Genomic DNA, 15,703 nt, shown 5'->3' with positions numbered 1-15,703 from the left:
CATGGCGGGTCTCAACGTGAGCGTTGTCTCGGCCGACCGTGAGGTCTGGTCGGGCGACACCACCATGGTCGTGGCACGCACGACAGAGGGCCAGATCGGCATCCTCGCGGGGCACGAGCCGATGCTCGCGATCCTTGCGCAGGGTCAGGTCCGCATCACGCGGGCCGATGGGTCGACCGTCGCGGTCGACGCCGAAGACGGCTTCCTGTCGGTGGAGCACGACACGGTGACGATCGTCGCGCGGCAGGCCGCGCTGGCGTCCTGACCGGACTGACCGTCCTCCTCCCGCCTTCGGAGACGAAGCGAGAGGGCGGGGACACGAGCCGCACGCTCGATCTGCGTGCACTCTCGTTCCCGGAACTGGCCGAAGAGCGGGCCGCGGTGATCACCGCGGCCCGCTCTGTCAGTTCCGAGGAGTCCTCGGCCAGGACGGCTCTGAAGCTCGGCCCGAAGTCGATCGCCGAACGATTCCGCAACCTCGAGCTCGACACGTCGGGCACGATGCCAGCGATCGAGCGCTACACGGGGGTGCTCTACGACCCCCTGGGCGCGCAGACCGCCGACGCGTCGACGCGGCTGTGGTGGCACGACCACGTGGTCGTGCAGTCGGCCATGTTCGGACCGATCGGTGCTGGCGACCCGATCCCGGCGTACCGTCTGTCGCACGACTCCCGGCTCGGGTCGCTCCGGCTGGCGTCGCACTGGCCCGCGGCCTCGTCCCGGGTCTTGGCCGATCGGGCAGACGGCCTGGTCCTCGACCTCCGGTCCGAGGGCTACCGGCAGCTCGGTCCCGTCCTGGACGCGGTCGCCCCGCGCGTCGTGAGCATCGACGGTTCCGGTCGCCGGCGGGCGTTGAACCACTGGAACAAGACGGCGAAGGGCCGACTCGTCGCGCTGCTCGCGCGCACCGGAGCGGTCGTCGCGTCCATGGACGACCTGGTCGACTGGGCCGCCGCGAACGGCGTCGTGGTCGAACGGAGCGACTCCGGCTGGGACCTGGTCGCCGAGAGCCTGGAACCCGTCACCGTCTGATCATCGCCCCGGTCCGTCCTCCACAGGTCGGGCCGGGGCGCTGCTGTCCACAGGTGGTCGGTTCGTGCCTCACTGGAGGCCCGGATCACGCTTCGATGGCGTGCATGATCCCCTTGACGGCACACACCCCCGACCACACCGCAGTCCGGTTCCCTCGCGAGATCGCGGCGGCGGTCACCCTCCCGGCAGCGGCCGCAGCGCTGGTCACGTCCGGCGTCGGCGCTGGCTCCCGCGTCGGCGCGATCGCGATCGTCACCGCCTGCGGTGCGTTGTCGACCCGCATGGCGCTCATCCCGTTCCTCGCCGCCCGAGACCAGCCGGACCCGCGGGCCATCCGGGGGTTCGACCCGTTCGACGATCCGACGCCGCCGGCGTTGCACGGCCTCGGACCGGAACCGGACCGTGCTCGGCTGCGCACGGCCGGCGACCGGTGTGCCGAGGGCTGGCGGGTCTGGCGCGCCGAGGGTGGTCAGGTGGACAGTACGGCCGGAGCCGCCGGTGCGCTCGCACTCGGGGCCTGGTGTGCGTGGGCGCTCGGGTCGTCGGCCCGCGCCGAGACACGGGCGCGCTACGCCCTCGAAACCCGTGCCGACGACCCGCTCGCCGGGCTGGTCCTGCGGTCGGTCCTGGCCGGCAGTGCGCCGATGTGGGCCGGGCCCCGTCGAGACCGGCACCGATCGTGACCGGTGCGGACGTCCGTCGGTGCGGTGTGACGGGTCGACCGGATCGTCTACGGTGGAGGACACCACATCCGAAGGGCTCCGGTTGCGCGACGACGACATCGAGGACACCGTCATCCGGCGACCCCGCGGTGCGGGTGACGGCGATCGCTTCGACGACGTGCTCGGTGACACCGTCATCCGGCCGCGCACGGAGCCGTCCGAACCGGTCGGTGACCGTGCCGACGACCCTGCCGACGACGGAGCCGACCCGGAGGACACGGTCGTCCGCGCCCGTGTCCGGAGCGCCGCCGGACCGAGCGTGCCCGCCGGAGCCGCCACGGGCCTCCCGTCCGTCCCTGCCGCGCCCGCGGCGCGTGTGCCGTCGATCCGCATCGGTGACCGCACCTTCCGCCTGGACCACCCGGTCGTCATCGGGCGGCGTCCGTCGCTGCCGCGGATCACCAGCGGCCCCGAACCGGAACTCGTGACGGTGCGCTCCGCCAACGGGCAGGTGTCGTCCTCGCACGTCCGCATCCACGCCGAGGGCGAAGCCGTGGTGGTGCAGGACCTGCGGTCCACGAACGGCACCGTCATCCGACCGGCCGGCGCGCCGGTGTACCGCATGGCATCGGGTGCGTCGATCGTCGCGCTGACGGGTACGGTAGTCGAGGTCGGTGACGGCAACGCCATCGAGGTCCTCTCGCCGTACCTCCGGGTCGCACCGACGGCGGACGGGTTCCCACCGGTTCCCCCGTGGCCCACCGACCAGACAGCACACGGCACGCCCCGAACCCCCAGAGAGCGATCCTGAAACGTGACCGAACTCGGCCGAGCAGCGACTGCGCACGCCATCGACGTCCCCGGTGCCGACGGCGCCACCCTGACGCTCTCGTGGGGAGCCGCGACCGACGTCGGTCGTCGCCGTGACCACAACGAGGACAGCTACATCGTCGGGGCGCCGTTCTTCGTCGTCGCCGACGGCATGGGCGGACACCTCGCCGGCGACCGCGCGAGCGACGCCGTCGTGCGTCGACTCGGGCAGGTGACGCAGGAGCCCTTCACGACCCGGCAGGGCATCCAGCGGGCGCTGCTGCTCGCCACGGCCGACATCGAGCGCGCAGCCGGCGGCAACGCGATCGGAGCGGGCACGACGGTCACCGGCATCGCCCTGGTCGCGTCACTCGGCCAGCCGGCGGCCCTCGTCTTCAACGTCGGCGACTCCCGGACCTACCGGATCGAGGACGGCGTGCTGCGCCGCGTCACCGTGGACCACTCCGTGGTGCAGGAGATGGTCGACGCCGGGTTGCTGCGGGCCGAGGACGCCGAACAGCACCCGGACAGCAACGTCATCACCCGCGCGGTCGGGTTCGGCGAACCGCCGGCGCCCGACTGGTGGACCCTGCCGCTCCGCGCGGGCGACCGGTACATCGTCTGCTCCGACGGCCTGACGAAGGAGCTCGGCGACGCCGGCATCGCGCGCATCGCGGCACGGGAAGCCGGTGCGCAGGGACTCGCCGAACGACTCGTCGGCGACGCGGTCGTCGCCGGGGGCCGCGACAACGTCACCGTCGTGGTGCTCCAGGTCGACGCCGCCCCGGACGACGGCGACCTCGAGGACACCCTGCCGCGGCACTGACCGCCGGCACGGGACCCCCCGAACTGGGGGAGTGCGCCCGTCCACAGGTGGTCGGTGTGCGGATCGACGGTCACCGGCGCTTCGTACAATGACTGTGCCACGACGAGAGAGTTGGCCGCTCGGCCGGGGAGGAGATGTCGATGGCGCGTCGCCTGCCGTCCAACCCGCCCGTGCTCGGCGGCTTCAGCCCCGTGCACGTCCTCGGTTCCGGTGGCTTCGCCGACGTCTTCCTGTACGAACAGGACATGCCGCGTCGTCAGGTCGCGGTGAAGGTGCTGCTCGACGAGGTCGTCGACGACCGCGTCCGGCAGATGTTCCAGGCCGAGGCCAACCTGATGGCGCGGCTCAGCACCCACCCGTCGATCCTGACGGTGTTCCAGGCGAGTGTCGCGGCCGACGGACGTCCGTACCTGGTGATGGAGCTGTGCTCCTCATCGCTCAGCGAGCGGTACCGGCGGGAGCCGATCCCGGTGTCGGAGGTGCTCTCGATCGGTGTCCGGATCGGGTCCGCCCTCGAGACCGCGCACCGCGAAGGCGTGCTCCACCGTGACATCAAGCCGTCGAACATCCTGCTCACGGCGTACGGCAACCCCGTGTTGTCCGACTTCGGCATCGCGGCCACCATCGGCGGGACCGACCCGGACGAGCCCATCGGCATGTCGATCCCGTGGTCGGCGCCCGAGGTCCTGATCGACGAGTCCCGGGGCACGATCCAGTCCGAGGTGTACTCGCTCGCCGCCACCGTGTACTCCCTGCTCGCCGGCCGCAGCCCGTTCGAGGTCCGGGGCGGCAAGAACGGTGCGAGCGACCTGATGAGCCGGATCGACAAGGGCGGCGTCAAGCCCACCGGTCGGACCGACGTCCCACCGTCGCTCGAGCGCCTGCTCGCCACCGCGCTGTCCCGCAAGGTGTCGTCGCGCCCGACGACCGTGCTCGAACTCGTGCGCGGTTTCCAGCAGGTCGAGGCCGAGCTCGGGATCCCGCAGACCGCGGCCGACGTCGCGGTCGAGGCATGGGCCATCGCGACCCCGACCCCGGAGGGCGACCGGACCATGATCCGCGAGCTCCAGCCGCCGTCGCGGGTCGGCGCCCGGCGCCGCACCCGTCGCGCGGTCCAGGGCGGCGTCGTCGCCGGCGGTTCGCAGAGCGTCGGCACCGTGCACCGCACCGGATCGGTCACACGTGCGCGTCGACGCACCCGGTCGACGCTCGTCTGGGCGACGTCCCTCGCCGTCGTCGTGGTCGCTGCCCTCGCCATCGCGACCGTGGTCGTCGTCGGGCGGCTCGGCGCCGGGGCGATCCCCGTGGTGGCGGACGTCCGCGCACAGCCTTCGGCGCAGTCGGTGTCGTTCTCGTGGGCGGACCCGGGCCTGAAGAGCGGCGACACCTACGTCATCTCGTCGAACGGCGCGTCCAGCCAGCAGACCGGCACCACGTTCGTCGTCTCCGGGCAGCGCGGTGACGAGGAGTGCATCGCGGTCGCCGTCAACCGCGACGGCAAGACCGGTGCAGCGAGCGCGCAGAAGTGCGCGACCGTCGGGAGCACCGGGTGATCCGCGCGCTCCTCGCGAAGCACCGATCCGCCGCCGTCACCACCGGGGTCTCCGTCCTGGTCGCCGCGGTCGTCGCGACGACCGCGATCGTCTCGACCGGGTACCACACGCAACGAGTCGACCTCGGGGACGGCACCGTCTGGGTGCCCTCCGCCGAGTACGGAGCGGTCGGCCGGGCCAACACCGGGGTCCTCCAGCTGAACACCGCCGTCGAGACCGCGAGCGACGACCTGGCCGTGCTGCAGCGCGGGTCCATGGTCTACAGCATCGACCAGACCAAGGGGACCGTGGCCAAGGTCGACGTCGCCGACGCCACCGTCGGCGACGCCGTGACCCTGCCCGCGGGGACACCCCAGGTCTTCTTCGCGGGGGACACCGCGGTGATCGGCAACCAGGACACCGGCGAGCTGTGGGCGACGCCCGCGGCCGACCTCGCCGAGTTCGATGCCTCGACCAAGGCCGACCTGACGCTCGGGGCGGACACCGTCTTCGACGCCTCGGACGGACACGTCGCGGTGTACTCGGCGAAGACCGGCACGGCATCGCTCGTCGACGTCGGGTCGACGTTGTCCGTCGACCAACGGTGGAAGGTCGACATGGACCGCACCGACGACTTCCAGGTCGCGACCTTCGACGGCCACCTGGCCGTGCTCGACCGCACCAGCGGCGCACTGTCGATCGACGGCCGCACCGTGGAGCTCGGCGATCGGGTCGGCGCGTCACCCGCGCTCCAGCGATCGTCGGACACCTCCTCCGACGTCACCGTCGCGGGCACCGCCGGACTCGTCCGGGTCAGCGCCTCGGGGTCCGTCGACGCCACCGCGCTCCAGGTGTCCGGGCGCGCGGCGCGCCCCTACGTCGACGGGTCCTGCACCTACGCGGCGTGGGCCGGTGGCCAGGCGATGGACACCTGCGACGGCAACGCCCTCCAGCGGCTCGCGAGCACCGGCGGGACCAGCACGATGCAGATCCTGCACAACGGGCAGACCGTCGTCGCCAACGACCCGTCGAGCGGTCGTTCCTGGGCGATCGACCGCAGCGGCCAGCTCATCGACAACTGGGCCGACCTCATCAAGCAGGACGACGAGCAGCAGCAGGAGCAGGTCTCCGACGACGACCCCGAGGTCGACAAGGACCAGAAGCCGCCGGTGGCGGTGGACGACGACCTGGGCGCTCGTCCGGGACGCACCACGAGCCTCCCGGTCCTGCTCAACGACTACGACCCGAACGGTGACCCGATCATCGTGAGCGAGGTCGGGTCCATCTCGGAGTCCGCCGGCCGCGTCGCCATCGTCGCCGACGGCCAACGGCTGCAGGTCACGCTGTCGTCGCGCGCGACCGGCACCGTGACCTTCCCGTACACGATCACCGACGGCAACGGGGGGTCGGACACGGCGACCGTCCGCGTCACGGTGCGGCCGGAGTCGCAGAACGAGGCCCCGCGGCAGGTGCGCGACACCTCGGCGGACGTGGTGCAGAACGGACACGTCGTCAGCAGCGTGCTCGGCGACTGGGTCGACCCCGACGGCGACCCGGTGTACCTGAAGTCCGCGACCGCCTCGGACGGCGACCGGGTGTCGACCACCCCGGACGGGCTGCTCGACTTCCGTGCGGACAGCGGCCGGACGGGTGACCGTGCCGTGCAGCTCGTCGTGAGCGACGGACGCGCCGACGGCCGTGGCTCGGTGACCGAGCGCGTGGCGAAGCAGGGGAGTGTGCCGCTGCGTGCCGACCCGTTCCCGGTGCAGGGCTACGCCGGCAAGGCCTTCACGGTGGAGCCGCTCGACCACGTCCGCGGCGGCAACGGCACCGTGACCCTCACGAGTGTGTCGTCGTCGGCGGGGCTGACGGTCACCCCGAGCTACGACGCGGGCACGTTCCGGGTGCAGGGGGCGAGTGCCGGCGACCACCAGCTCGAGTACACCGTGACCGACGGTGTGAAGACGTCGAGCGGCATCGTCCGGGTCACGATCCTCGCGCCGCCGGACGCCTCGACCGCGCCCATCACGACCCCGAAGACGGTCTTCGTCAACACGCTGTCGAGCAAGGACACCGACGTCACCGCGACCGACATCGACCCGGCGGGCGGGGTGCTGCTCGTCACCGCCCTCGACGGACCGGTGCGGGGCAGCGGGGTCCAGGCGAGCATCCTCGACCAGCACACCGTGCGCGTCACGCTGACCGCACCGCTCGACGGGCCGGTGTCGTTCGGCTACACCGAGACGAACGGCCTGGCGTCGTCCACCGGCACGATCACCGTCGTCGAGATCCCCAAGCCCGACCGGATCCAGCCGCCCGTCGCCCAGCCCGACAGCGCGACCGTCCGGGTCGGCGACGTCGCGAACATCGACGTGCTCGACAACGACACCCAGCCCGAGGGCGAGCCCCTGACCCTCGAGCCCGAGCTCGTGCAGAACGTGCCCGGCGACGGCGGTCTGCTGTTCGCCTCGGGCGACCACCTGCGCTACCTCGCGCCGAAGACCCCCGGCAACTACACCGCCGTCTACCGGGTCGCCGGTCCGGACGGCCAGTACGCCGACGCCGCCGTCTCGATCTCGGTGCGCGAACGGGACGCCGCGACGAACAACCCGCCGGTCCCGCAGACCGTGACCGCCCGGGTCGTGGCCGGTTCGTCGGTGCGGATCTCGGTGCCGCTGAACGGGATCGACCCGGACGGCGACTCGGTGCAGCTCGTCGGCGTCGGGTCGAACCCGGACAAGGGATCCGTCACCGACGTCGCGTCCGACGCGCTGACCTACGAGGCGGGGGACTACTCGGCCGGCACCGACGAGTTCACCTACACGGTGGTCGACGCCCTGGGCGCACGTGCCACCGGTACCGTCCGCGTGGGCATCGCCCCCCGGGCCGAACAGGCGTCGAACCCCGTCGCCGAGGCCGACCACGTGACCATCCGCCCCGGCGGTTCGGTGACCGTGCGGGTGCTGCAGAACGACTCCGACCCCGAGGGCGGCCAGCTCACCGTGTCGGCGGCCGAGCCCACCGCCGACGACGTGTCGGCGAAGATCCTGCGGAAGCAGCAGATCCGGGTCACACCCCCGAAGACCGCGAAGTCGGGCGACTACGCCGTGCTCTACACGGTGGCGAACGCCAGCGGGGGATCGAGCACCGCGTTCCTCACCGTCACGGTCGACCCGGACGCGCAACCCCTCCGCCCCGAGGTCGACGACACGACCCTCGACCTGCAGGACATCCTGCGGCGCGAGAGCGTGACCGTCGACGTGCTCGAGAACGTCTTCTTCGCCGAGGGCACCGCTGCCGACCTGCAGGTCGGGATCGTCGACGGCTACGGCGACACCGCACGGCTCACCGACGACGGACGGATCACGGTCCGGCTCACCGACGAGTCCCAGGTCATCCCGTTCTCGGTCGCACGGGTCGACCACCCCGACATCGTGTCCTACGGCTTCATCAACGTCCCCGGGTTCGACGACGCCCTGCCGCAGATCAACCGCTCGGCCGGTGCCGTCACCGTGAAGAGCGAGGCCACGGTCCGCATCCCGCTCGAGGACTACGTCGTGACCGCGAACGGTCAGACGGCGAAGATCACGGACCGCGGGACGGTGAAGGCGACGCACGCGAACGGCCAGAGCCTGGTCGTGGACTCGTCGACGCTGCAGTTCACCTCGTCGAAGCTGTACTACGGCAACGCGTCCATCTCGTTCGAGGTCACCGACGGTTCCGCGGCCAACGGCGGGAAGGGCCGGGTCGCGACCCTCGTGCTCCCGGTCACCGTGACGCCGCGGTCGAACCAGCCGCCGGCGTTCACCGGATCGGCCGTCGAGATGCAGCCGGGCGAGACCCGCACCGTCGACCTGACGAAGCTCACCGACTACCCGTACCCGAAGGACCTGCCGGAGTTGCGGTACTCCGTGGTGAGCAAGCCGACCAGCGGTGCCACCGCGACGATCTCGGGACAGCAGCTGACCATCGCCGTGCCGGACACCGCGAAGAAGAACACGACGGCGTCGATCGGCATCGGCGTGCAGGACGACGCCAACGCCGGACGTGCCGGCACCGTGACCGTCGGCGTGGTGGCGTCCACCCGCCCGCTCGTGCAACCCGGCGCCGACAGGTCGATCACCAAGCGTGGTGCGACCACGACCATCGACGTGCTGACGAACGACCAGCCGACCAATCCGTTCCCCGGTGAGCGGCTGCGCGTCGTGAACATCCGCGGGCTCTCCGGCGGCCTGCCGAGCGGTGTCTCAGTGACGCCGAGCGCCGATCGCTCCCGCCTGCAGGTCCGGGTCTCCGACACCGCGAAGCCCGTCGACGCCCACCTGCAGTACCAGGTCGCGGACGCCACGAACGACCCGGACCGGTACGTGTGGGGCGACGTGACCGTCTCCGTGCAGGACGTCCCCGACGCCCCGGGCACACCGACCCGCACCGGCTCGTACGACGGCGGTCAGGCCACGCTGACCTGGTCGACGCCGCAGGGGAACAACTCGCCGATCACCGGGTACCGCGTGACGGGCACGAACGGCGTCTCGAAGAACTGCGGCACCGCGACCGTCTGCACGCTGACCGGGCTCGACCCGAAGGCGTCCTACCGGTTCCAGGTCATCGCCACCAACGCGATCGGCGACTCGAAGCCGTCGGGCAGCTCCGCTCCGATCAGTGCGGACTTCGTGCCGGCGCCGCCGAAGGGCATCACCGTCACGCCGAACGGGTCGACGCCGAACCAGCTCGACGTCAAGTGGAGCGCCGTCGCCACCCCGAACCGGGGCAGTTCGGTCGACAACTACGTCGTGACGATCGAGGGTCCGGGCCTGTCCGACACCCGCAACACCGGCACTGCGACGAACACCTCGTTCGCCGGTGCCCAGAGCGCGGCGCAGTACACGGTGACCGTGTCGGCGCGGAACAGCGCTGATCGCAACGGCACGGTGGTGCAGTGGAACTCGGCGTCGGCGAGCGGCACCGCGGTCGGACGCCCGAGTGCGCCGTCGAACCTGAGCGCAACCGGGCAGCAGAGCGGCAACTCCACATCGGTGTCGATCAACTTCGCCCCCTCGAACGGCGGCGGGAGCGACATCAAGGCGTACTGGCTGTTCCGGCTCTCGTCGCCATCACTCGACTGCACGGCAGTCCGGGAGCAAGACGCGACGAAGACTGGGAGCGGCACGTCGTTCACCGATCAGCCTCGTGGCGAGGGCGATCTCTACTACGCCGTCGTCGCGGTGAACGGTCTCGGATTCTGCTCGTCGAGCACCACCGGCCCGGTCAAGTCCTACGAGTCGCCGAACGGAGCCTCGGCGCGGGTGTCGCTCGCGTCGAGGTCTGACGCAGACGGCAACTTCCCGGTCGTGGTTTCGGGGCTCTCGGCGGGAGGTCGCGCGACGTACTACCGCGTCAGCCTGCAGAACGGGTCGAGCACCACGTCAGACGGGAGCGACGTCACGCTCTACCCGAGTGCTGGTACCTACGGGACGAGCCTTGCAGTCACCGTGACCGCGTGCAGGCTGTCGTCGAACGGTGGGCAGTACTGCTCCGATCAGACACAGGTCGGATCCGTGGTCCCGATCTCTACCAGAGCATCCGCGCAGGCGCCGAAAGCCGGCACGGTGCTGAGCATCAACGCTCCCGTGAACACCGGGACGCACAGCGTGGACTACCGGGTCTACATCTGCACGGACTCAGCCCTGGAGGTCCTCGGATGCCCGACGGGTGACCTGAACGGCCCGTACGGAGCAGGTTCGACGATCCCCAGGGACGCGAAGACGATCACGGTGGTCGCCACCGTGGACGGTTCGTACACGGATGCGAACCCCGTCGAGCAGGACGTCGCCGCACCGGACCCGGCCCCCGAGACGTCGACCGCGCCGACCGGCTGACCCCGCCCAGCCGCCCTTCCGCCGTACGCTGCACCCACCGCCATCCCCGAGACGACGAGGACCACCCCGCATGAGCATGACCCCGGAGCAGGCCACCTGGTTCGCCGACGTCGCAGGCCGCATCGTGACCAACGTCGAGCAGGTGCTCCTCGGGAAGACGTTCGTGATCCGCCTCGCGGTGACGGCGATGCTCAGCGAGGGCCACCTGCTCCTCGAGGACGTCCCCGGCACGGGCAAGACGAGCCTGGCGCGGGCGATGGCGCAGAGCGTGCAGGGGACGACGAACCGCATCCAGTTCACCCCCGACCTGCTGCCTGGCGACATCACCGGCATCAGCGTCTACGATCAGCGCACGCAGGAGTTCGACTTCCACCGTGGCCCGGTCTTCGCGAACATCGTCCTCGCGGACGAGATCAACCGTGCGAGCCCGAAGACGCAGTCTGCCCTGCTCGAAGCGATGGAGGAGTCGGCGATCACGGTCGACGGCGTGAACCACCGCCTGGCGGCCCCCTTCATGGTCATCGCGACGCAGAACCCCATCGAGCAGGCCGGCACGTACCGTCTGCCCGAGGCGCAGCTCGACCGGTTCCTCATGAAGACCTCGATCGGCTACCCCGACCACGCCGCCACCGTGAAGATCCTCGAGACCTCGTCGGCTCCGTCGGCATCGGTTCCGCTCGCGAGCGTCGTGCCCGCGGCGACGATCACCGAGATGGCCGCGCTGGCCCGCACGGTGCACGTCGACGCCGTCATCGCCGACTACGTCGCACGGTTGGTCGACGCGACGCGTTCGGCCAGTGAGGTCCGCCTGGGCGTCAGTGTCCGCGGCGCGATGGGCCTCATCCGTTCGGCACGCGTGCTCGCGGCGCTGAGCGGCCGCCACTACGTCACGCCGGACGACGTCAAGGCCCTCGCCGTCCCGGTGCTCGCGCACCGCCTGGTGCTCGACGCCGAGGCGGAGTTCGACGGTGTCAGCGCGCCGAGCGTCATCGCACAGCTGCTGGTGGAGACGCCGCCGCCGGCCGACCGAGTCACGACGTGACGGACCGCCGGCCCGTCTCCACGCGCTCACGCCGTCCGTCCTCGACGCGGTCGCGTCGCGGGTCGACGGCGTACGAGCGCACGGGGACGGTCGCCGGCCTGACCAACGTCCGCTCACGGATCGTCGGTGACCGCGAAGGCGTCGCCGCGGATGCGGTCGTCGGGATCGTCCGGGTCTGGGCAACGGCCTGGAGGCTCGTCAAGCGTTCCTGGGGCGAGGTCTCGTCCGTCGTCACCGGGCTCGGGTGGACGGTCGCGGCCCTCACGCTCGTCGCGTTCGTGGCCGGCTACCGGTTCGGCCTGCGCGAGATCGTCGTCGTCGGGTTCGCGGGAGCGGTACTCGTCGTCGTCGCCGCGATCGCGCTCATCGGTCGCACGCGGCTGGTGATCCGGATGCGCCTGCCGCAGCACCGCGTGGCGGTCGGCGACGAGGCCGGCGTGGTGGTCACGGCGGAGAACCCGACGCGTCTGCCCTCGGTGCCGACGACGGTCGAGGTGCCGGTCGGCCCGGGGCTCGTCGACGTCGCGATCCCGGCGATCGGCGCGCACGGCACGTTCGAGCAGCTGGTGCCCGTACCGACCGTGCGCCGGGGCGTCCTCGACGTGGGGCCGGTCACCGGTGTCCGCGCCGACCCTGTCGGTCTCGTCCGCCGCGAGGTCGTCTGGACCGCACGCGAACAGGTCATCGTGCACCCGCGCACGATCGCGATCCCGTCGACGAGCACCGGGCTGGTGCGCGACCTCGAGGGGCAGGCGACCACCGACCTGTCGCCGGCCGACATCGCGTTCCACGCCATCCGCGAGTACATGCCGGGTGACGACCCCCGCACCATCCACTGGAAGTCGACGGCGAAGTCGGGCGCGCTGATGGTGCGCCAGTTCGAGGACACGCGCCGCTCGCACCTGGTCGTGGCGCTCGGCATCGCCCGGTCGGAGTTCGGGGACGACGAGGAGTTCGAGCTCGCGGTGAGCGCTGCGGCCTCGCTCGGTGCCCGTGCGATCCGCGACGGCCGAGAGGTCTCGGTCGTGGTGTCGGAACGCACCCCGGAGTTCGCGAAGCGTGCCGTCTACGCGGTGCGGACCCTGCCGACGGTCACCCCGACGCGACTGCTCGACGACTTCGCCTCGGTCGGACTCGCCGATGCCTGCCTGCCCATCGCCGAGGTCTCCCGGATCGTCGGCAGTGACACCGAGGGCATCTCGGTGGCGTTCCTGGTCGTCGGTTCGACGATCGGACTGCCGGCGCTCCGGCTCGCGGCGACGCGCTTCCCCGTGGGGGTCGAGGTCGTCGCGGTGATCTGCGAGCCCGAAGCACAGCCACGGTTCCTGCGGGTCGCGGGCCTGACCGTGATGACCATCGGCTACCTGGACGACCTCCGGCACGCCCTGCACCGATCGGCCGCCGCGTGAGCGCCCCTCCGGTGGCCACCCCGACGCCGCCCGCGGAGCGTGCACGTCGGTCGACCCGGCGTTCCGATCGCCGCGATGCCCGGCGGCTCGTGCCGTTCCGTCTGGCCGGCGGGACCCTCGTCGTGTGGCTCCTGCTCGCGGTGGCGAGTGTGTCGTGGTGGCCGGTCTACCGCGACGACTCGATGATCGTCGCGGCGGTGACCGCGATCGTGTTCGGCACCCTCGTCGCCCTCGTCGGTGCGGTCCTGCGGCTGCCGCTGGTCGTGGTGGCGATCGCGACGGTGGCGGCGTTCACGCTCGCCGGTGTGCCCGCCGCCGTGCCCGGTCAGGCCAACGGGATCCTGCCGACGGGCCCGGGCCTGCTCGCGCTGTTCGCCGGCGTCGCGCTGGGGTGGAAGCAGCTGGTGACCATCAGCCTGCCGGTCGGCTCGTACGAGGCGCTCCTCGTGCCGTACTTCGTGACGCTCCTCGTCGCCACGGTGACGGCCGTGAGCGTGGCGACCCGGGCCTCCAGGCAGGAACTCGCGAGCATCCCGGCACTGGTGCTGTTCGCGATCGGGGTGGTCGTCGGGCCGAGTCGGCTGGACACGTCGATCGTGACGGCCGTCGTGCTCGTCGCCGTCGCGCTCGTGTGGGCGCTGACGGTGCGGCACGCCCGTCGCGCGGTCGCCGTGGCGACCACGATCGGGTCGTCGGTACCGATCGCCCGGTCGGTCGTCCGCCCGGCGCTCGTCGGCACGGGGACGATCGTGGCGGCGGCCGTCGTCGCGACGGGGCTCGGGCTGGTCGCACCGCCGGCGAACGAGCGCACCGTGGCCCGGACGGACGTCGTGAAGCCGTTCGACCCCCGCGACTACGTCAGCCCGCTGAGCGGCTTCCGGGCGTACGAAGAGCAGAGCGCGGCGGACACCGCACAGCTCCGGGTCACCGGACTGCCGGAGAACGGGTTCGTGCGCATCGCGACGCTCGACACCTACGACGGCGTGGTCTACCGCGTCGGCGGGTCGGACGGCTCCTCGTCGTCGGGGACGTTCGAGCGGGTGCCGACGTCGGTCGACGTCCGTGGCGTGGACGGCACTTCGGTGCGCGTCGGGGTGACCGTCGACGGCTACAGCGGCGTCTGGCTGCCGACGGTGGGGGACCTGGAGCGCGTCGACTTCACCGGGACCGACGCCGACGACGAGCGCGGGTCCTTCTTCTACAACGGCTCGACGCAGACGGGTGCCGTGGTCGGCGGTGTCCGTGAGGGCACCTCGTACGACCTGACCGCCGTGGTCCCCGACCAGCCGACGGACGAGCAGCTCGCAGCCGCGCGTCCGGGCAGCGCCGCGGTCCCGACGGCACGCGAGGTGCCGGACGCCGTCCGCGAGACGGTCGAGGCGACGACCGACGCCGATGCGGCGTCGGGTGCGAAGCTCGTCGCGGTGATCCAGGCGCTCAAGCGCAACGGGTACGTCAGCCACGGCGTCGGTGACGACCGGATGAGCCGTTCGGGGCACGGCGCCGACCGCATCCAGGAGCTCCTGACGTCGCCGCTGATGATCGGCGACCAGGAGCAGTACGCCGCCGCCGCAGCGCTGATGGCCGACGAGCTCGGGTTCCCGGCACGGGTGGTCATGGGCTTCACTGCGGGCGGCGACTCGGGGTCCGGCGGGGCGTCGGTGAGCGGCGGCACCACGACGTTCCGCGGCTCGGACGTCACCGCGCGCATCGAGGTCGACACCGCGCAGTGGGGGTGGGTGATGCTCAACCCCAACCCGAGTGTCCGCGAGATCCCGAACGAGCAGCAGCAGACGCCGCAGCCGGTGACCCGTCCCGAGACCGTCGTGCCGCCGCCTCCCGTCGACCAGCAGGACCAGGACCAGCAGGCGCCGCCGCAGAGCGATCGGAACACGCCGCCCGTGCAGCCGCTGTGGTTGCAGATCCTGCTGGCAGCGCTGCCGTGGGTGCTCGGTGCACTGGGGCTGATCGCCCTCGTGCTCCTGCCGTTCGGGGTGATCGTCCTGCTGAAGCGGGTCCGCCGCCGTCGGCGGCGTCGTGCTCCGACGCCGCGCGGTCGCATCGTCGGGGCCTGGGACGAGTACCGCGATGCGCTCCTCGACCGTGGACACGACGTGGCCGGATCGGCCACGCGACGCGAGACCGTGGCCGGTGCTCCGGGTGAGGGCGGGACCGGACTGGCCGCCCTCGCCGACCGGGCGGTGTTCGGACCGAGCGACGTCGACCAGGCTGCTGCCGACCGGATGTGGTCGGCGACGGACGACGCGGTGGGGACCCTGCGCGCCGGTCGGACGCGCCGTGAGCGGTTCCGCACCGCTGTGTCGCTCCGGTCCCTGCGCGGACCCGAACGACCGCGCGCGACCACCGGTCAGGGCTCGGCGAGACGCGGTGACTACGATGGCCGGAGGCCTGACGAGCGTCGTGGACGGCCGAGTGAGGACAGAGGCAGACCGTGATCAGATGCGAACACTGTGGATCGATGCTCCCGGAGGGGGCGATCTTCTGCGGTGA

At 71.7% G+C, this 15,703-nt stretch carries 10 protein-coding genes; all 10 read left to right on the top strand.

Annotated features, from left to right (window positions below; genetic code table 11):
• The first annotated feature begins 1 nt into the window (after window position 1).
• The 10 genes from EDF40_RS12410 to EDF40_RS12370 all read left to right on the top strand — a co-directional run bounded on the left by EDF40_RS12410 (window position 2) and on the right by EDF40_RS12370 (window position 15,648).
• Window positions 2–265: a F0F1 ATP synthase subunit epsilon gene (locus EDF40_RS12410; RefSeq protein WP_017885743.1), complete on the top strand. Its 264-nt coding sequence runs from the start codon at window positions 2–4 to the stop codon at window positions 263–265.
• The gene (locus EDF40_RS12405; protein ID WP_311316759.1) at window positions 262–1,032 is read left to right on the top strand and encodes a peroxide stress protein YaaA; all 771 of its coding nucleotides are present in this window, start codon (window positions 262–264) and stop codon (window positions 1,030–1,032) included. Before EDF40_RS12410 ends, EDF40_RS12405 begins: the two co-directional genes overlap by 4 nt.
• A 104-nt stretch (window positions 1,033–1,136) precedes the next feature.
• On the top strand, window positions 1,137–1,715 hold the full coding sequence (locus tag EDF40_RS19520; RefSeq protein ID WP_260212790.1) for a hypothetical protein: 579 nt from the start codon (window positions 1,137–1,139) through the stop codon (window positions 1,713–1,715).
• A gap of 52 nt (window positions 1,716–1,767) precedes the next feature.
• Window positions 1,768–2,505 (top strand): FHA domain-containing protein, encoded by a 738-nt coding sequence (locus EDF40_RS19515; protein WP_260212781.1) that lies wholly within the window; start codon window positions 1,768–1,770, stop codon window positions 2,503–2,505.
• Window positions 2,506–2,508: 3 nt separating this feature from the next.
• Window positions 2,509–3,330, top strand: a complete 822-nt coding sequence (locus EDF40_RS12395) for a PP2C family serine/threonine-protein phosphatase (RefSeq protein ID WP_123339741.1) — start codon at window positions 2,509–2,511, stop codon at window positions 3,328–3,330.
• A gap of 140 nt (window positions 3,331–3,470) precedes the next feature.
• Window positions 3,471–4,883: a serine/threonine-protein kinase gene (locus tag EDF40_RS12390; protein WP_123339907.1), complete on the top strand. Its 1,413-nt coding sequence runs from the start codon at window positions 3,471–3,473 to the stop codon at window positions 4,881–4,883.
• Window positions 4,880–10,741 carry an Ig-like domain-containing protein gene (locus EDF40_RS12385; RefSeq protein WP_148053828.1) on the top strand — a complete coding sequence of 1,954 codons (5,862 nt, stop codon included), beginning with the start codon at window positions 4,880–4,882 and terminating at the stop codon, window positions 10,739–10,741. Before EDF40_RS12390 ends, EDF40_RS12385 begins: the two co-directional genes overlap by 4 nt.
• Window positions 10,742–10,811: 70 nt before the next feature.
• Window positions 10,812–11,783 carry a MoxR family ATPase gene (locus tag EDF40_RS12380; RefSeq protein ID WP_123294288.1) on the top strand — a complete coding sequence of 324 codons (972 nt, stop codon included), beginning with the start codon at window positions 10,812–10,814 and terminating at the stop codon, window positions 11,781–11,783.
• Window positions 11,780–13,192, top strand: a complete 1,413-nt coding sequence (locus tag EDF40_RS12375; RefSeq protein ID WP_123339739.1) for a DUF58 domain-containing protein — start codon at window positions 11,780–11,782, stop codon at window positions 13,190–13,192. The genes EDF40_RS12380 and EDF40_RS12375 overlap by 4 nt, the downstream gene beginning before the upstream one ends.
• 89 nt (window positions 13,193–13,281) lie before the next feature.
• Window positions 13,282–15,648: a DUF3488 domain-containing protein gene (locus EDF40_RS12370; RefSeq protein WP_148061624.1), complete on the top strand. Its 2,367-nt coding sequence runs from the start codon at window positions 13,282–13,284 to the stop codon at window positions 15,646–15,648.
• Window positions 15,649–15,703: the final 55 nt, after the last annotated feature.

The sequence above is a fragment of the Curtobacterium sp. PhB170 genome, assembly GCF_003752345.1.
Classification (GTDB): domain Bacteria; phylum Actinomycetota; class Actinomycetes; order Actinomycetales; family Microbacteriaceae; genus Curtobacterium.
This window is presented reverse-complemented; position numbering and strand designations above follow the sequence as displayed.

Bases quoted from the DNA above. Each gene is read 5' to 3' on its own strand.
- EDF40_RS19520 (WP_260212790.1), top strand. From the start codon at position 1,137: ATGATCCCCTTGACGGCACACACCCCCGACCACACCGCAGTCCGGTTC.
- EDF40_RS12390 (WP_123339907.1), top strand. From the start codon at position 3,471: ATGGCGCGTCGCCTGCCGTCCAACCCGCCCGTGCTCGGCGGCTTCAGC.
- EDF40_RS12410 (WP_017885743.1), top strand. From the start codon at position 2: ATGGCGGGTCTCAACGTGAGCGTTGTCTCGGCCGACCGTGAGGTCTGG.
- EDF40_RS12380 (WP_123294288.1), top strand. From the start codon at position 10,812: ATGAGCATGACCCCGGAGCAGGCCACCTGGTTCGCCGACGTCGCAGGC.